General features: G+C 33.3%; 15 protein-coding genes. 6 read left to right on the top strand and 9 right to left on the bottom strand.

From position 1 onward, the window contains the following. Position 1: 1 nt before the first annotated feature. The 3 genes from ACNO7W_RS12255 to ACNO7W_RS12245 all read right to left on the bottom strand — a co-directional run bounded on the left by ACNO7W_RS12255 (position 2) and on the right by ACNO7W_RS12245 (position 5087). Positions 2 to 2629 (bottom strand): tetratricopeptide repeat protein, encoded by a 2628-nt coding sequence (locus tag ACNO7W_RS12255; RefSeq protein ID WP_417938359.1) that lies wholly within the window; start codon positions 2627 to 2629, stop codon positions 2 to 4. A 231-nt stretch (positions 2630 to 2860) separates the two neighbouring features. Next, positions 2861 to 3556: an ABC transporter ATP-binding protein gene (locus ACNO7W_RS12250; protein ID WP_417938358.1), complete on the bottom strand. Its 696-nt coding sequence runs from the start codon at positions 3554 to 3556 to the stop codon at positions 2861 to 2863. Positions 3557 to 3617: 61 nt separating this feature from the next. Continuing rightward, the gene (locus ACNO7W_RS12245) at positions 3618 to 5087 is read right to left on the bottom strand and encodes a DUF5687 family protein (protein WP_417938357.1); all 1470 of its coding nucleotides are present in this window, start codon (positions 5085 to 5087) and stop codon (positions 3618 to 3620) included. Positions 5088 to 5210: 123 nt separating this feature from the next. On the opposite strand from ACNO7W_RS12245, the gene ACNO7W_RS12240 reads away from it, so the two are divergent. Further along, entirely contained in the window at positions 5211 to 6263 is a 1053-nt protein-coding gene (locus ACNO7W_RS12240; RefSeq protein WP_417938356.1) for a 2Fe-2S iron-sulfur cluster-binding protein, read from the top strand. Positions 6264 to 6471: 208 nt separating this feature from the next. Here the strand turns inward: ACNO7W_RS12240 and ACNO7W_RS12235 are convergent, their stop codons facing one another. Together ACNO7W_RS12235 and ACNO7W_RS12230 are read right to left on the bottom strand one after the other, a co-directional pair. Further along, positions 6472 to 7497, bottom strand: coding sequence for a glycosyltransferase family 9 protein (locus ACNO7W_RS12235; protein WP_417938355.1), 1026 nt, complete (start codon positions 7495 to 7497; stop codon positions 6472 to 6474). A gap of 43 nt (positions 7498 to 7540) precedes the next feature. Further along, positions 7541 to 8146: a DUF4254 domain-containing protein gene (locus ACNO7W_RS12230; RefSeq protein ID WP_417938354.1), complete on the bottom strand. Its 606-nt coding sequence runs from the start codon at positions 8144 to 8146 to the stop codon at positions 7541 to 7543. An 86-nt stretch (positions 8147 to 8232) separates the two neighbouring features. Here ACNO7W_RS12230 and upp point away from each other — a divergent pair, with 86 nt between their 5' ends. Further along, positions 8233 to 8886, top strand: coding sequence for a uracil phosphoribosyltransferase (upp, locus tag ACNO7W_RS12225; RefSeq protein ID WP_417938353.1), 654 nt, complete (start codon positions 8233 to 8235; stop codon positions 8884 to 8886). Here the strand turns inward: upp and ACNO7W_RS12220 are convergent. Continuing rightward, on the bottom strand, positions 8881 to 9810 hold the full coding sequence (locus ACNO7W_RS12220; protein WP_417938352.1) for a DUF6427 family protein: 930 nt from the start codon (positions 9808 to 9810) through the stop codon (positions 8881 to 8883). The genes upp and ACNO7W_RS12220 overlap by 6 nt on opposite strands. Before the next feature lie 145 nt (positions 9811 to 9955). Between ACNO7W_RS12220 and ACNO7W_RS12215 the strand changes: the two genes are divergently transcribed. Next, positions 9956 to 10186, top strand: coding sequence for a DUF6341 family protein (locus tag ACNO7W_RS12215; RefSeq protein WP_143387311.1), 231 nt, complete (start codon positions 9956 to 9958; stop codon positions 10184 to 10186). Positions 10187 to 10215: 29 nt separating this feature from the next. Here the strand turns inward: ACNO7W_RS12215 and purD are convergent, their stop codons facing one another. Further along, a complete protein-coding gene (gene purD / locus ACNO7W_RS12210) occupies positions 10216 to 11490 on the bottom strand; it encodes a phosphoribosylamine--glycine ligase (protein WP_417938351.1) in 1275 nt (424 codons plus the stop codon). Between the two features lie 133 nt (positions 11491 to 11623). Here purD and ACNO7W_RS12205 point away from each other — a divergent pair, with 133 nt between their 5' ends. The 3 genes from ACNO7W_RS12205 to ACNO7W_RS12195 are packed head-to-tail and all read left to right on the top strand — an operon-like array spanning position 11624 to position 15215. Next, a complete protein-coding gene (locus ACNO7W_RS12205) occupies positions 11624 to 12946 on the top strand; it encodes a phenylacetate--CoA ligase family protein (protein ID WP_417938378.1) in 1323 nt (440 codons plus the stop codon). Then, on the top strand, positions 12943 to 14031 hold the full coding sequence (gene wecB / locus ACNO7W_RS12200) for a non-hydrolyzing UDP-N-acetylglucosamine 2-epimerase (RefSeq protein ID WP_417938350.1): 1089 nt from the start codon (positions 12943 to 12945) through the stop codon (positions 14029 to 14031). The genes ACNO7W_RS12205 and wecB overlap by 4 nt, the downstream gene beginning before the upstream one ends. After that, entirely contained in the window at positions 14031 to 15215 is a 1185-nt protein-coding gene (locus ACNO7W_RS12195; protein ID WP_417938349.1) for a glycosyltransferase family 4 protein, read from the top strand. The genes wecB and ACNO7W_RS12195 overlap by 1 nt, the downstream gene beginning before the upstream one ends. Here ACNO7W_RS12195 and ACNO7W_RS12190 read toward each other — a convergent pair. After that, entirely contained in the window at positions 15212 to 15415 is a 204-nt protein-coding gene (locus ACNO7W_RS12190) for a sugar transferase (RefSeq protein WP_417938348.1), read from the bottom strand. The genes ACNO7W_RS12195 and ACNO7W_RS12190 overlap by 4 nt on opposite strands. After that, positions 15397 to 16590 carry a sugar transferase gene (locus tag ACNO7W_RS12185; RefSeq protein ID WP_417938347.1) on the bottom strand — a complete coding sequence of 398 codons (1194 nt, stop codon included), beginning with the start codon at positions 16588 to 16590 and terminating at the stop codon, positions 15397 to 15399. The genes ACNO7W_RS12190 and ACNO7W_RS12185 overlap by 19 nt, the downstream gene beginning before the upstream one ends.

The following is a 16590-nucleotide window of genomic DNA, read 5'->3' as shown; positions in this document are numbered from 1 at the left end:
ATTATGGGTTTTTAGGGGCTAAATAAGCCTCAAGATTTTTCTTGATTTGGATTACTTTATAGTTTTCTGCGGAAACAACTATTGCTGGTTCGTCAATTTTATACTTCTTATTTTCTTTTAAAACCTGAATGATATTTTTTGCATAAGGCTCCGAATTAATTCCATGAATGGTAATGAAATTTTCTTTTTCAGTATAAATATCATAGGAATAGGAAATCGTCTGAAAATTCTCATTGGCAATGAACAACTTCAATTTATCTTCAATTGCCTTTGTGTTTTTATCGGCTCTTGCGGCTACTTTATAAAGAATTTTCCAATTCTTCGCATCAACAATACTAAAATCCTTTTCTTCTAAAAACGGAACATGAGTTGTCAGGATCTCTACTGCTTTTCTACCTTCTTCACTGTTAGGATAGTTATCCGCCAATTCCTGCAATGCTTTTTTATAGGCTGGTAATCCTCTAAGTTTTCCAAGAGTGGTTGCTTTTAAAAGTTCAAATTTTGAAACAATTTCATCACCAGAAAACTGATTAATCAAATCGTCAATTTTTGCTAGCACAACAACATATTGCTCTTCTTGATACAATTTATACCATTTGTTATATACTTTCTCCGGTGATTCATTATCTGAAGCTACATTCGAATTGGTATTGTTTATTATTTGTGCATAACGAGAATTTGGAAATTGACTCGAAATTTTGTTTTTAAATGTCTCCGCTTTAGCAGCATCTGTAATTTGGTAAATTTTATATAAATTATACAATGCAGGAAGAATCAGTTTTTCTTCTGGATTATTTTTTAATAACTCTTCCAGTTTAGCACTGGCCAATTCATATTCTTTGAATTTTTCTTTATAAATAACCCCAAGTTGATAATAGGCAAAATTACGTTCTTTGGCAATGCTATCAATCGCGGTTTGATTTGTTGGAAGTTGTTTTAGATAATAATCGATGGTGTATTTTTCAACTGGCTTGTCTGCTGCTAATTTGTCTTCCAATGTTGCTTTGTCTCCGTTTATGGAGTCTTTCACAGCAAAATCTGTTTTATTGGCTGACAATCTCCAATTCCCTTTTGAAGATCGGTCTCCCCATGTTTTCTTAAATTCCAGTTTTCCAAAAGCAATGGTCGTAGGATTATAAAAATAGAAAACACTGGCTGACTGTCCAGAAATACTGGCCATGGTTGGCGGTGCTAATGATGATTTCTTCGTTGGTTTTCCTGATTCCTGATTAGGAGAAGCCGGATCAATAGCAGCAGTTTTAGCATTTCTTTCTATATTTTCTTGTTTGACTTTTAGTTTTTCCTCTACAACTCTTTTGGCTTCATCCGTCTTTTTTAACTTGTCGATATAATTTTCAAAATACAAAACCCTGTCCGTTTCTGACAAAGCAACCACATTTAAAATGCTGTCGTTTGTTTTGGCAATAGCTTCGAGTTGTATTACTTCGTCTAAATCTTTTCTGGTTTTTTGAATGTGAATAAATTCTCTGGTTTTAACATCCAGCTTTACTAAAGTACTGTCATAATACTTAGCTGCCACCGGATAATCGGCATTTTTGAAATACATATTTCCTAAATCCCTGTAATTTGAAGCAATTAAATATTGGTCTGTTGTGACTTTTTTTAGCGAAGCATTGTAAAAATTTAAAGCTGTTTTTTGTTTGTTGTTTTTATCATAAAACACCGCCTTTTCCCGATAAATCACATCTAGAAATGGTCTGTTTTCTCTGTCGGCAATTAATTTGTTGTATGTTTTTAAAAACGCAGTGGTATCTCCGGTTTTATAATCGAATAATTGTGCTTTTTTGGCGTAAGCCTGAATAACATATTTCCTTTCGGATTTTCTATTCATATCAATCACCGATTGATAGCTGTAAATGGCGCTGTCCTTTTTACCTAATTCCTCGTACAATTGCCCAAGAATAAAACGGTATCTCGCTCTTTCGGCTTTTACTTTGGTGTATCTTTCGGCTATTTTTAATTTTACTAAAGCGCTGTCTTTTTCTTCCAAGTTCAAAAAAGCTTCTGATAAAAGTGCATTTGCATCAGCAAAAACTTGTTTTTTCAACTCTTTCTCCTTCAGAAGTTTGGTCATATTTTTTACTACCAAAGCATCATTACCAAGTCGCATGTTGGTTTTTTCACGCCAAATTTTGGCTTCATAAATTCTGCTGCTATTGGGATATTTGTATAAAATATAATTGAATGCATCTAATGCCGGAACGAATCTTTGGTCGTAATAACGGGATTTACCAAGCAGTAAATACGCTTCATCAATTTGGCTGTTTTTTTCCCTTCCGCCAATGTTCATGGAATGTTTTTGAATCGCCTTTGTGGCTTTGGTCTCGGCCAATTCAAAATCAGCATTTTTAGGTTTTCCTTCTGGAGATATTTCCTCATCCATTTGCATTCTTTCGATAGGCAAACGCTTCCAAAAATTATCTTTACTATTTGATTTTATACCATTAATCCCTTTGTCTAACCCGATTTGCCCGTTGTATAAAATATTATATTTCGTGCTCAAAGCATGGGATTTTCTCGCCAAAAAAGTGTCCTTTTTAGTAGAACACGCTACCAAAAACAACAAAAATACTAGAGAAAATATAGGTTTGAATGTGTTGGTTTTCAATGGTAAACGTTTTTTATCAATTAACTTCTAAAAATACTATTTAGTATAATGACTTGTAAAAATACGTTTCTTTTTGATATCGTGGAAATTATTAGGTTTCTTTTTGATTGCCGGTTTTGCGTGAGGGATTAAAGCGGAAATCCTTTTTTATTCTTAAAAAAGAATAAAAAAGATTGGGAGTGAAAAGCCCGACCCGGAATTTTTCTTTCCGGGTCACGCCCAAATTAAATTTTAAACTGCAAAAAATAGTTCCAGCTCCTGCAAAGTTTCTGCAGATGTTTGAATATCCTTCACGACTTCTCCCTTGTTCAGTGCCACAATTCTATCGCAAACCTCGACGGTATGCAATAAATCATGACTGGAAACCAGAACCGTTACGTCAGGATTTTCGGCTAATTCTTTGATGATTTTTTTCAATCTATTGACCGTTGTCGGATCTAAATTAGCAAATGGTTCGTCTAAAATTACCACTTCCGGGTTACCAATAAGTGTCGCGATAATTCCCACTTTCTTTTGGTTTCCTTTGGATAAATCTCGCAAATACTTCTTGTTTTTTAAGATTTCTCCATTAAAAAACTCCTCGTGTTTGGCCAGCAAAGTATCGATATCGGCTTTGTTCTGTCCGCGTAAATCGCCTATGAAATAAAAATATTCTTCGGGTGTTAAGTAGCCAATTAAAAAGCTTTCATCCAGAAAGGATGCCGTGAAAGGTTTCCAGTTTTCGCTTGAATTTACTTGAATCTCATTGTTGATAATGTGCCCCGTTGAAGGTTGGATTAAATCCAAAAGCAAACTAAAAAACGTGGTTTTTCCGGCGCCATTATTCCCTACCAATCCAAAACTTTGTCCTTTTGGAATTTCTAGATTTTTAATTTTAAGAACCGTCGTGCCGTTATATGTTTTTGAAAGATCGTTTACTTGTATCATTTTTAGAAAGGTTTATTCGGTTATTCGTTGATTTGGTTAATCGCTTTATGGAAATTGGCTATTAACTCTTTTGCTTGTAAGCGGCTATGGTTTTGTACTTCTCGGTTTTATAAATCTTTTCGATCAATGAAAAGACTTTATCTCTCAAAGCAAAACCTATTATTCCGGCAATAGCCACCATTGTTAAACCTAAATTGGGACTCATTAAAGTGGAACCAATCCAATAAAGTCCCAACGGCAATAGCAATTTAGGCAACGAGATCAACATGGTATTTACATTAAAGGCTTTTTTATCTCCAAAAGCGCCTTTGCTGGAATCTAAATCTATTGGCGTTTTTGTATAAGCACCCGCAAGAAGCACCAAATGTGAATTCACTCCAATATTATAAATGGCGCCCACAACAATTGTCAGATACACGTGCCATCCAAAATACAAATAGAATGAAGACAAAATCGTCGAAATAACTGTTGCAATAACAATCAGCCACCATTTTGAGCTCAAATATCCTCGATACGGAATGTTTTGTGTCATCATTAATTGATAATAAGAGCTGTCCCAACTAGGCACAAATTGTCCGAAAGTGAATAAAAAACCACCCGAAACAAAAATGCCTGCGAAAATGTGCATTATGGGATTATTGTATGCTTTGATTCCATTGGTAAAGAATAGGAAACCATAAAATAAAAACACCACACTCATGATAACTGTAGTTTTTGATCGTTTGTTTCTTTTGATGAGTTTAATGTCATTCTTCAAAAATGTTCCCAATGTTCCAAACTGGTTCAACCAAGTTAAATCCTCGGTTTTGGCGATTTGTTGTTTATTTGAAAGTCCTGAATCAAGATACATGTTGTTTTTGAAATACTTGAACGTAATATAATACAGTCCAATTAAAGCCAAAATTGGCAGTAAAAACATCCATTTTGTGTGGAATAGACCCTCAAAGAAAACCGTAGTGTAATTGGTAATATCAAAAACATGATAATACTGACAGCCTCCCAAAACAATCACAATCCCGACGAAAATGGCAAACAAATTGTCTTTATTACTCAATACAATATTTAGAAAGTTATTGATGTAAATCAACGAAATCATCGCTAAATGCCAAAGCAATACGCTCACCACATCATATCCTTCGATAATTAATACTACTGAAAATGGCAAAAAGAAAAAAGCATGTCCATAATTAAAAAAAGACAATACGGTTTTACCCAACGAAAAATGAACAATTGTTGGTTTTTTAAACGGTAAAACCAATAAAAGGCGAATATTCATTACCGGAATTTTCTGCAACAGCAGACGAATAATTAAATCAAATAAAAAGTAGTAAATCAGGAATTTATTTACTGTTATCAGTGGTTCCAAGTTCATTTTCCGGATAAAATAAAAGGCTCCAATTCCCAAAGCCAAAAAAACTAAAGCAAAATAAATAGCCAAAAAAAGCATCAAGATTTTTAAACCTAAATTTGTTGCGAAGGAAGCTGATCTCGTAAAAGCCTTCCATTCGAGATAGATAAATTTTTTGAACATGATTTATAGTTTGGTTTCGTAATTGGTAGTTAAATTCTTGAAATGTTACATCTAATATAAAAAAATCGGCAATTATAATCTCCATTTATTTGTCGTTTCCTATTTTTGTAAAAAATTAATCACATGCCATCCTTTTTAAAACTTATTATAAAAGAAGTAAAACGTGAAACCAAAGACGCAGTTTCCATACTTTTTAATGTTCCCGAGGAATTAAAACCAAACTATACTTTCATTGCGGGTCAATATATTAATCTTCGGCTTACCTTAGACAATCAGGAAATTCGTCGTGCGTATTCTCTTTGTTCTGCCCCAGAAAGTGGTGAATTACGAATTGCGGTAAAAGCAGTAAAAGACGGTGCTTTTTCGCAATTTGCCAATTCCAAGCTAAAAGCGGGTGATGCGCTAGAAGTGGGAAAACCGGAAGGAAAATTCACATTTGAACCTCAAGCTGATAAACAAAAAAACTATGTGGCCTTTGTAGCCGGAAGCGGAATCACACCCGTACTTTCTATCCTGAAATCAGTATTGAAAAGCGAACCTAAAAGTTCTTTTGTTCTTGTTTATGGTAACAAATCTCTTGAAGAAACTATCTTTCATCAGGAATTGCACGATTTACAATTGCAATATGTAGGACGTCTTTTTGTACATTATGTTTTCAGTCAAGGCAAAGCAGAAAATGCATTATTTGGTCGAATAGATAAATCGGCGGTGAATTTTGTTTTGAATAACAAACACAAGGAATTGGAATTTGATAAGTTCTATTTATGTGGACCAGAAGAAATGATTAATACCGTTTCTGGTGTTTTGGCAGCAAAAAACATCAAAGAATCAGCTATAAAATTTGAATTGTTTTCTGCTTCAACCAAAGAACATAAAATCGAAAAATCATTAGAAGGTCATTCGAAAATCACTGTTATGGTGGATGATGATGAAACGACTTTTGAAATGTCACAAAAACAGACCATCCTTGAAGCAGCTTTAAAACAAGGTCTTGATGCTCCCTATTCTTGCCAAGGCGGAATCTGCAGCAGTTGTCTGGCTCGTGTTACTTCAGGAACTGCCGAAATGACTAAAAACTCTATTCTTACTGATAAAGAAATCGCTGATGGATTGATACTTACTTGTCAAGCCCACCCAACATCAGAAAACATTTATGTGGATTATGATGACGTTTAAGAAAGTGTTCAGTTTGACTTGTACTATAAATGAACTTATATAACTTATATAGTAAAAAAATATTGCGATTACAGTGCAGTATTCAGTTATAAAAAAAGAGTTTGCAGACTCTTTTTTTTTAGGCTCTACTGAATGTTATGAAACATCTTGTGATTTATAATTGAACCATTAAGAAATTAAGTTTCATTGAGAATTAATGCTTAATTTCTTAATGGTTTAATGTTTCTTTAATTTTTTCAACTACTTTCTCTGGTAAAATCGTTCGCATAGCATCTTCATATCCTTCGACTTTTTTATTTCCATAAACGGATGTGGGTAATTTTGGAAACTGATTTCTGTCGGAAACCAAAGCATTTCCCATTGGTTGACCAAAAGGTAAAAATCCGGCAAACGGATGCGTTGCGCCCCAAAGCGTAATGATTTTCACACCAAGCATAGCCGCAATATGGGCATTCCCGGAATCCATGGAAAGCATCACATCAAGATTACTGATGAGTTGTAATTCCTGCTTAAATTTAATTTTACCTGCCATGTTAATGATGTTTTCTTTGTTGGAAGAAAGCGAATTTAAGATTTCGATTTCCTTTTTTCCGCCGCCAAAAAGCAATATTTTGTAATCCGCATTTTTGGCTAGTTGGTTGATGACTTCCTGCATCAAATCCAAAGGATACACTTTAGAATCATATTGTGCAAAAGGTGCAATTCCTATCCATTTCTGGGTTTTTTCTCCAGTAAATTTGATGATTTCAGTATCTAACGCTTGTTTTTCAGGGAAAACCGTCCCGACACTTCGGGATGATAAATCAATGGAAAAACCAAGTTGTCTGAACACTTCTACGTGTCTTTCAAACATCGTTGGCAGTTGCTTGAAAACTTTATTTTCGGGCTGGGTCAATGCTTTTTTCTCTGCTCTTCCTTTATCAACAGAAGCCACTTTTTTTCCGCTTAACGCAAAAAGGTTTCTGACAATTTTAGAGCGCAAAACATTATGCAGATCGGCGAAAGCATCAACATTTAGTTTTTTTAAATCTTGGAACAAACGCAACAATCCAAGAAACCCTTTGTGCCTTTCTTTTTCATCGAAAGCAAAAAAAGAAACGTTGGGAATGGAATCGAAAAAAGGTTTGAAGAATGGTCTGGAAACGACCGTAATTTTAACTTCTGGATGCTGGTTTACAAAAGCACGTAAAACAGGAACCGTCATGGCGACATCTCCCATTGCGGAAAGTCTCATGACGGTTATATGTTTGATTTTTTGGGACAAATTAAAACGAGAATTACTTCTTGTTTTGGTACAAAACAGGATTCAAATCATCATCATTGTACATTTTCATCTGCTTGTACACTTTCATGAATTTATCACCATTTTCAATGTCTTTTATTAAGTCATCAATTGCGGTAGACAAATCAGTTCTTTGCTCTAAAAGAATATTCAATTTTGCCTGACATTTATCTCTGTGATCTTGGGAAGCTTCTGCACGAGTCGCTTCTTCGTTCATGTGATAAATTTTTAAGGCTAAAATCGACAATCTGTCAAAAGCCCAAGCAGGACTTTCTGAGTTGATTTTCGCACTTTCTTTTACTACTACATGGCTGTATTTTTGAAGAAAATAACTGTCAATATATTCCACCATATCTGTACGCTCTTGATTGGAAGCATCGATTCTTCTTTTCAAAGTCAAAGCTGCAACCGGGTCAATATTTGGATCACGAATAATATCTTCAAAATGCCATTGCACCGTGTCAATCCAATTTTTATGATACAATAAATGTTCAAATTTATCCTTCGGAAAAGGATTATTTATGGGCTGATCTACATTATCAAATTGATGATAATCTTTAATACTTTGTTCGAATACTGAATAAGCTAATTTTGAAAACATATCTTTATATATTAAAAGGCAAAGATACTTTTTTATACTTTTATAGATTAAAAAAACTTTAGAAGTTTAATTCCAAAATTGAAAACATGCAAATCCATATTTTATCAGAAAACAATAGTGTCCTGAACCATTTTTTAGGACAAATTAGAAATGTAAATGTTCATAACGACAGCATGCGTTTTCGTAGAAATATTGAGCGCATCGGTGAAATAATGGCTTATGAATTGAGTAAAGAACTGCATTACAAAAACATAGAAATTCAAAGTCCACTTGGCATAAAAAAAACTACCGAAATTGGAGACCAATTGGTTTTATGCTCCATCTTACGCGCAGGGTTACCTTTGCATTTGGGTTTTTTGAATTATTTTGACAATGCAGAAAATGGTTTTATTTCAGCCTACAGACACCATCCTAATAATGATGATTACTTTGAAATTGTTGTTCAATATCAAGCTATTGCTGATATAAACGACAAAAGTGTCATATTGATTGACCCCATGCTTGCCACAGGACAATCTATAGTTGCTGCTTTTAATAAACTAATGGAGAGAGGAACTCCTGCGGCAATTCACATTGCAGTTGTAATCGCAGCTCCTGAAGGAATTGCCTATCTCAAAAACCATTTGCCTGACACCTGTCATCTTTGGATCGCTGCTTTAGACGAAAAACTAAATGAACACAGTTACATCGTTCCGGGACTTGGTGATGCGGGAGATTTGGCTTTTGGAGAAAAATTATAATTGCGAGAAAAAAGCAAATAGACTACAGGCAATAAGAACAAATAATACCATTTCCTGTTTTAATTTTAGTTGCGCAATTTCAATATGGCTTGTTGCCATCACGGCCAAAGGGGCAAAGGTAAACAGCAATAAATCATTACTTTTATTAGACGAAATCAAGAAAATTACTATTCCAATAAAGAATGAGGCTATTATTTTTTTGAAAGAAACATGTAAAAGCTGTGGCCTGTTAGACAATGTCGCAAACATAGAAACAACAAAAAACAATGCAATAGTAGCATATATCGAAAAAGCAGCATTTTGGTAATTATTAGTAAAATAATCAATACTGAAATCCGTCGTTACACTCCTTGTTATATATTCTATTACGTTAACATTAAATACTGCAGCATATAATAAGAAGATAATTCCCGCGGTAAAAAAGGCAATAAACGGCAAGAACCAATTCCTATAATCTCTGGAAACATGGAAAATTATTGATATAAAAACCAATACAATAAAAATAATACTCCAAAAATGAAATAATGCGGCTAAAAAAATCCACAATGACGCATCAAATATTTTTTCTTTGGAAGCTTTAAGAGATTGTAGTGAAATTAATCGGCGAAGTGCTAATAGAATGAAGAAATTTGAAACAATTAGGTTCGTATTGTCTAATACTGAAGGAAAAAAAAGTAAAAATAAAAAGTAAAAAAAAACGGTGTACGTACTGTCTTTACTCAATCCATTTTTCTTTACAATGAAATTCGTAATAAAAACAGAAGCCAATAAAATACAAAACAGAGTCCCTTTTTTTAAAATCAAAAAAAGGGAATTGGTCCAAGATAAATCTTGAAATTGGTACATTAAAAAGAAAACCAGTATTAAAATTACAACCAATGAAAAATTTAATGGTGTAGATTTTTTAAAAACACTTGTTATCATAAGGATATTTTATACTTTTGTGATTGTAAATATAATACTTGTTTAAAAAGGAAACCCTGCAAGTTCAAAAAGATTCTTCATAAATGAGAACTTTTTTAATATACAGAGTTACCTAAAACAAGTAATAAAATTAATTTTATACATTATGAAATCATTTTTCGAAGGAATAGAATACTTATTTGTAAATATTTTATTTGCTCCTCTAGACTTTTTACGCTCCTTAGAGCTAAAATCTTGGTTTGTTGCTAATACAATCAACTGGATTTTCATGATTATTTGTGCAGCCGCAATGGTATATTGGATCAAACAATTGAAAATCTTTGAAGACAATAAAGAAGAAAACCAAGATACTACGGCTCACTCTTTCTTAAAGTAATTTAAAAAAAAGTGAGCGGTAATTGGAAACTATTTTAAATCGTTTCCAATATCTTTTCTAAAATACATCTTATCAAAATTTAGTTTATCTATGTTTTGGTAAGATTTTTTTATGGCCTCTTCGAAATCATTTCCATAAGAAGTTACGGTTAAAACTCTTCCGCCATTAGAAACAACATTTCCATTTTCTAATTTTGTCCCTGCGTGAAAAACGATGGAGTCTTCAATGGTTTCTAATCCTGAGATTACTTTCCCTTTTTCGAAATCTTCAGGATAGCCGCCAGAAACAACCATAACTGTAGTCGCACTTCTTTCATCAACTTCCAGTGTAATTTCATCGAGTTTTTCATTGGCAACAGCCAAAAACAATTCGACTAAATCCGTTTTCAATCTTGGAACAACCACTTCCGTCTCCGGATCGCCCATTCTCACATTGTATTCAATTACGATTGGCTCGTTATTCACATTAATCAATCCAATAAAAACAAATCCTTTGTACGGAATTCCGTCTTTTTGAAAGCCATCAATGGTTGGTTTTACGATGCGTGTTTCGATTTTCTCCATCAAAACAGCGTCAACATAAGGAACTGGGGAAACTGCGCCCATTCCGCCTGTATTTAATCCGGTGTCGCCTTCGCCAATGCGTTTGTAATCTTTGGCAGTTGGCAGGATTTTATAATTTTTTCCGTCAGTAAGAACAAAACAGCTTAATTCTATTCCGTCAAGGAATTCTTCAATCACAACTTTTGAACTGGCGTCACCAAATTTTTGATGCACTAACATGTTTCTTAATTCTTCTTTGGCTTCCGCCAAATCCTCAATAATCAAAACACCTTTTCCTGCTGCCAAACCATCTGCTTTTAAAACATAAGGCGGTTGTAGTGTTTCCAAAAATTCACATCCTTTTTCAACTGTTTCGGCAGTAAAACTATCGTAAGCGGCAGTTGGGATTTTATGTTTGATCAAAAATTCTTTGGCAAATTCTTTACTTCCTTCTAATTGAGCACCAATTTTTGATGGTCCAATAACCGGAATATGTTTTAATTCGGCATCATTTAAAAAGAAATCATAGATGCCTTTTACTAATGGATCTTCTGGTCCCACAACAACCATTTCTACTTTTTCCTGAAGAACAAAAGCTTTTATAGCATCAAAATCAGTTGGACTAATGTTTATATTATTAGCTATTGCGGCCGTTCCAGCGTTTCCTGGTGCTACAAAAAGTGTATCACAAAGCGGACTTTGAATCATTTTCCATGCAAAAGCATGTTCTCTTCCGCCTGAACCTAGTAGTAAAATTGTCATGTTGTCGTTAATTAGTTGTAAACCGCAAAAATAATTGCTTTTGAACTTAAAAAATAATTAATTTTCAAAAAGTTATTGGTTCTTGGTCATTAGTTGTTCTTAAACATTATTTTTGATGAAATATACCCTTACTATGTTTCCACTTTTCGACTTATCACTAAAGATAAATGGTTTCCCAATGAAGGAAGCCAAAGCCGAATTGCGAAAAATAGTTTCATTTTCAGAAAAAGAATACAGCGCGTTCCTTGAAAATAAAAAAGTAGAAATCGTTAATTTTCATTTACAAAACAATCCATTTTATCAGGAATTAGTAGGCTCAAATTCTACCGACTGGGATGATTTACCCGTTTTAAATAAAAGAACCTTACAAAAACCGTTACTTGAAAGGCTTTCGAATGGTTACTCCACCAAGAATAGCTATGTCAATAAAACGTCCGGTTCCAGTGGAGATCCGTTTATTTTTGCCAAAGACAAATACAGTCATGCTTTGACCTGGGCTTCTGTTATTTATCGTTTTGGCTGGTACGGAATTGATTTTAACCGTTCGTATCAAGCACGTTTTTACGGGATTCCAATGGATTTTATTGGCAACAAAAAAGAGCGCTTTAAAGATTTTTTAGTCCATCGGTTTCGGTTTTCAATTTTTGATTTATCGGATGAAATTTTAGAAAAGATTCTGAAAAAATTTCAGAATAAAAAATTTGATTACATAAATGGTTATACAAGCTCAATTGTTTTATTTGCTAAGTTTTTACAAAATAAAAACATTGTTTTAAAAGACATTTGTCCCACCCTGAAAGTGTGCATGGTGACTTCCGAAATGCTTTTTGAAGAGGATCAAATTCTTTTAAAGCTACAATTTGGAATTCCAATTATTAATGAATATGGTGCTTCTGAGTTGGATTTAATTGCTTTTCAAAACCCTATAGGCGAGTGGCAAGTGAATTCGGAAACGTTATTTGTCGAGATTTTAGATGAAAATAATCAAGCTGTTCCAAACGGTGAAGCTGGCCGAATTGTGATTACTTCCTTATTCAACAAAGCGCATCCATTTATACGATATGATATTGGCGATATTGGAATTCTAGACGAAAACAGCACATTAAAAAAAACCATTCTCAAGAAATTAATTGGGAGAACAAACGATGTTGCCCTTTTGCCAAGTGGGAAAAAATCACCCGGATTGACGTTTTATTACGTGACAAAAAGCATCATTGAAGATGACGGAAACGTAAAAGAATTCATAATCAAACAAACAAAAATTGATACTTTTGAAATAGAATATGTGAGCGAAAAAGAATTAACGGCAACACAAATTCAAAAAATTGAAAAAGCAATTGCAACTTATTTAGAAAACGGTTTAACCTTTTCATTCACCCGAAAAGAAAAACTGGAACGAAACAAAAACAGAAAATTAAAGCAGTTTATTTCCTTAATTAAAGAAATCAAAGAATGAAAATCACCATAGTTGCAGGAGCTAGACCCAATTTTATTAAAATCGCCCCTATTATCAAAGCGATAGAGAAAAAGCAAAACGAAGGTGCTGCAATTTTCTATCGTTTGGTGCATACGGGTCAGCATTATGACAAAAGCCTGAGCGAAACTTTTTTCGAAGAACTTAATATTCCGCAACCAAATAACAATCTAGAAGTAAAAAGTGGTTCTCAATCCGTGCAAACAGCTGCGATTATGGTGGCTTTTGAACAAGAATTATTACAAAATTCATGTGATTTAGTTTTGGTGGTTGGCGATGTCAATTCGACAATGGCTTGCGCAATTGTAGCAAAAAAACTGAATATCAAAGTTGCGCATGTTGAAGCCGGCATCCGTTCTGGTGACATGACAATGCCCGAGGAAATCAACCGCATTGTTACCGATAGTATTTCGGATTATCTCTTCACCACATCACTTTGGGCAAATGAAAATCTTTTGAAATCTGGAACTTCCAAAGAAAAAATCCATTTCGTAGGAAACGTAATGATTGATACTTTATATCAAAATTTAAATAGAATTACAAAACCTGCTTTTTGGGATGAATACCAATTAGAACTTGAAAATTACATCATTCTCACCTTGCATCGTCCATCGAACGTAGATGAAGAACAATCGTTGCAACAATTATTATTGGGTATTGATATTTTAGCTAATGATAAAAAAGTAATCTTTCCTGTTCATCCCAGAACCAAAGCTGTTTTAGGAGAAAAAAAATTAAACTTTAAAAATATCATTTGTATAGAGCCACAAGGATATTTAGCCTTTATGTATCTTATCAAAAACAGTTTTGCAGTAATTACAGATTCCGGTGGCATTTCTGAGGAAACTACCGTTTTAGAAATTCCTTGTTTTACGATGCGCGAAAATACCGAAAGACCCGAAACACAATCGATTGGAACCAATACTTTGGTAGGAATAGGCATCGAAAAACTGACCGAAATTTACACTTCATTTCTTGAAAATGGAAAGAGAGAAAGTGGTATTCCTGAACTTTGGGATGGTAAAGCTTCTGAACGAATTATTGCTATTTTGCTAACCAAAAACTAATGGAAGAAATTGTAATTATCTCGAATTATTTTCCACCGGAAAAAGGTGCTGCTGCCAATAGAATTGAGCAGTTGGCTTTGAAACTACATCAAAATAATTACAAAGTAACCGTAATTTGTCCATTGGCTAATTATCCAAAAGGAGCGTTATTTCCGGAATACAAAGGAAGGTTTTTTGTAGAAGAAATGATGCAAAATATAAGCGTGAAGCGACTTTGGATTTATCCAAGCAATAGTAAAAACATCTTCAAACGTATTGTTTCAACAGTGTCTTTTTCTATTGGATTATTTTTTTATTTAGTGTTTAAAAAAACACCAAAAAAAGTAGTGATCCAATCTCCGCCATTATTATTATCTTTTATTAGTGTTTTGGTACTTTCGCTAAAGCGAAAAAAAATTATTTTAAATGTTTCCGATTTATGGCCTTTGGCGGCTATTGAATTGAACGCCCTTCCGGCAGGTTCATTTTCACATAAAGTTTCATTGTTTTTAGAACGGTTTATTTATAAAAATTCAACGCTGATTTTAGGCCAGTCCAATGAAATTATTGCTCATATTCACTCTTTATATCCAGAAAAAAAATGTCGTTTATATCGTAATTTCCCAGACCATCAAATTGAAAATTTTGAATTAAATTTAATTGAAAACCAACCTGTTAAATTATTTTACGCAGGATTACTCGGTGTCGCGCAAGGTGTTTTGGAAGTTTGTGAAAAAATGAATTTGGAAAATCTAAATTTAGAATTTCATATTTTTGGTGATGGCGCTGAAAAAGTTCAAATTGAAGATTATATAAAGGATAATCCTAAAAAAAATATCGTTTTTCATGGGATGCTGGAACGCAATGAATTGATCTCGAAATTAGCAACCTTTGATATTGCTTTAGTTCCATTGAAAACGAGGATTTACGGCTCGGTTCCATCTAAAATATTCGAATATAGTGCTTTAGGAATACCCATTCTTTATTTTGGAGGAGGCGAAGGCGAAACTATTGTATCTGACCATAATTTAGGATGGGTCGCAGAAGTAGCAAATTTCCAACACCTGAATGCTACTATAATCGAAATTTCAAAAATAGATAAACAGCAAATTCAAATAATGAAGCAACAGATTTTTGAAAATGCTAAAAACAACTTTAATCTTGATTTTCAAATAAAAGAATTAATTGAAAAAGAAATTTTTTAATATGCTTTTTCTTCGCCCTTTAAAATATTAACTACCGTTTGGAAAATTATTTTCAAATCTAGAATAAGAGACCAATTTTCGATATAAAAAACATCAAATTTTATTCTGTTAATCATATCGCCTTCTGTTTCAATTTCGCCACGAAAACCTTTAACTTGAGCTAATCCGGTAATTCCCGGCTTCACATAATGGCGTACCATATATTTTTAACGGTATTCCCATAGGCTTTATTTTGTGCCCAAAGATGTGGCCGCGGGCCCACAACTGACATGTCACCAAGTAATACATTTAGAAATTGAGGCATTTCGTCCATACTTGTCTTTCTCATAAACTTCCCTATTCTAGTAACCCGAGGATCATTTTTTGAGGCTTCAGTTTCGGTTATCTTATTGATTTTCATAGAACGAAGTTTATAACAGAAAAATTCGTTTTCATCAATTCCAGGTCTTCCTTGTTTGAAAAAAACCGGGTCTCTGGATTCTAATTTTATTAAAATCGCTAATAATGGAATTAGCCAAGATAAGAGAAAAGCAATAATAATAATAATAATAATAAGGGAGAAAACAATATCGAAAAACCTTTTAAATACTTTTGTAGCAGGCTCATGCAGCATCGTTTTCTTTAAAGACAAAACAGGGAAAAACTCGTAATAGTCTATTTTTAAATTTTTAGAGAAAATCTCTTTTGTATCTGGTATAAATTTTATTGTTTTATTGTTTTCATCCGCAAAATCAATCAAATCTTTCAAATGCTCATTGGAAATTTCATTTAATGAACAATAAATTTCATCCACACAATTTTCAATTACAAAAGGCTTTAAATCCGCTAATTTTCCTTTGATATTTTGATTTGATTTCTTATCAGAAAAATAACCTAAAAAACGATATCCATAATCATTTCTTGTTTCAAAAAGATCTTTTAATTGAATTGCTTCTGGCGTATATCCAATAATAACAGTATTTCTAAAATTACTGCCTGTTAGTATTCTATATTCTTTTAAATAATAAAACAGTAAAAATTTTGAAATAGTAATCAGCACTATAACTGAAGAAATAAACATCGCAATCACTTCTCCGCTAAAAACAACCTGTTTTGAAAATGGAAAAAAAGCAATAATTATCAAAAGAAATAAAACCCCTTGTTTGATTATTTTTGAAATAATTTCAATGGGGGTAGTGAAGCGGTATATTTCATAAAACCTTATGAAAAAAGCAGCAGTAATCCATCCAATTGTCTGATAAATAAGATAATATTCAATGTCTAAATCCAGTTCTCTGAAGACAGACAAGCTGAGCACTGAAATAACTATTAGATCAATTGAAACACTAATAGGCCGTATGTATTTTGAATATCTTCCTATTTGTGATGCTGTCAT

It is taken from the genome of Flavobacterium sp. ZB4R12 (assembly GCF_048276375.1).
GTDB classification, from domain to species: Bacteria; Bacteroidota; Bacteroidia; order Flavobacteriales; family Flavobacteriaceae; genus Flavobacterium; species Flavobacterium gawalongense.
The sequence above is the reverse complement of the archived record's forward strand: the minus strand, read 5'-3'. Positions and strand labels throughout refer to the sequence as shown.

Bases quoted from the DNA above. Each gene is read 5' to 3' on its own strand.
- wecB (WP_417938350.1), top strand. From the start codon at position 12,943: ATGAAAATCACCATAGTTGCAGGAGCTAGACCCAATTTTATTAAAATC.
- ACNO7W_RS12240 (WP_417938356.1), top strand. From the start codon at position 5,211: ATGCCATCCTTTTTAAAACTTATTATAAAAGAAGTAAAACGTGAAACC.
- ACNO7W_RS12195 (WP_417938349.1), top strand. From the start codon at position 14,031: ATGGAAGAAATTGTAATTATCTCGAATTATTTTCCACCGGAAAAAGGT.
- ACNO7W_RS12205 (WP_417938378.1), top strand. From the start codon at position 11,624: ATGTTTCCACTTTTCGACTTATCACTAAAGATAAATGGTTTCCCAATG.
- ACNO7W_RS12245 (WP_417938357.1), bottom strand. From the start codon at position 5,087: ATGTTCAAAAAATTTATCTATCTCGAATGGAAGGCTTTTACGAGATCA.
- ACNO7W_RS12215 (WP_143387311.1), top strand. From the start codon at position 9,956: ATGAAATCATTTTTCGAAGGAATAGAATACTTATTTGTAAATATTTTA.
- upp (WP_417938353.1), top strand. From the start codon at position 8,233: ATGCAAATCCATATTTTATCAGAAAACAATAGTGTCCTGAACCATTTT.
- ACNO7W_RS12230 (WP_417938354.1), bottom strand. From the start codon at position 8,146: ATGTTTTCAAAATTAGCTTATTCAGTATTCGAACAAAGTATTAAAGAT.
- ACNO7W_RS12235 (WP_417938355.1), bottom strand. From the start codon at position 7,497: ATGAGACTTTCCGCAATGGGAGATGTCGCCATGACGGTTCCTGTTTTA.
- ACNO7W_RS12185 (WP_417938347.1), bottom strand. From the start codon at position 16,590: ATGACAGCATCACAAATAGGAAGATATTCAAAATACATACGGCCTATT.
- purD (WP_417938351.1), bottom strand. From the start codon at position 11,490: ATGACAATTTTACTACTAGGTTCAGGCGGAAGAGAACATGCTTTTGCA.
- ACNO7W_RS12190 (WP_417938348.1), bottom strand. From the start codon at position 15,415: ATGGTACGCCATTATGTGAAGCCGGGAATTACCGGATTAGCTCAAGTT.
- ACNO7W_RS12250 (WP_417938358.1), bottom strand. From the start codon at position 3,556: ATGATACAAGTAAACGATCTTTCAAAAACATATAACGGCACGACGGTT.
- ACNO7W_RS12220 (WP_417938352.1), bottom strand. From the start codon at position 9,810: ATGATAACAAGTGTTTTTAAAAAATCTACACCATTAAATTTTTCATTG.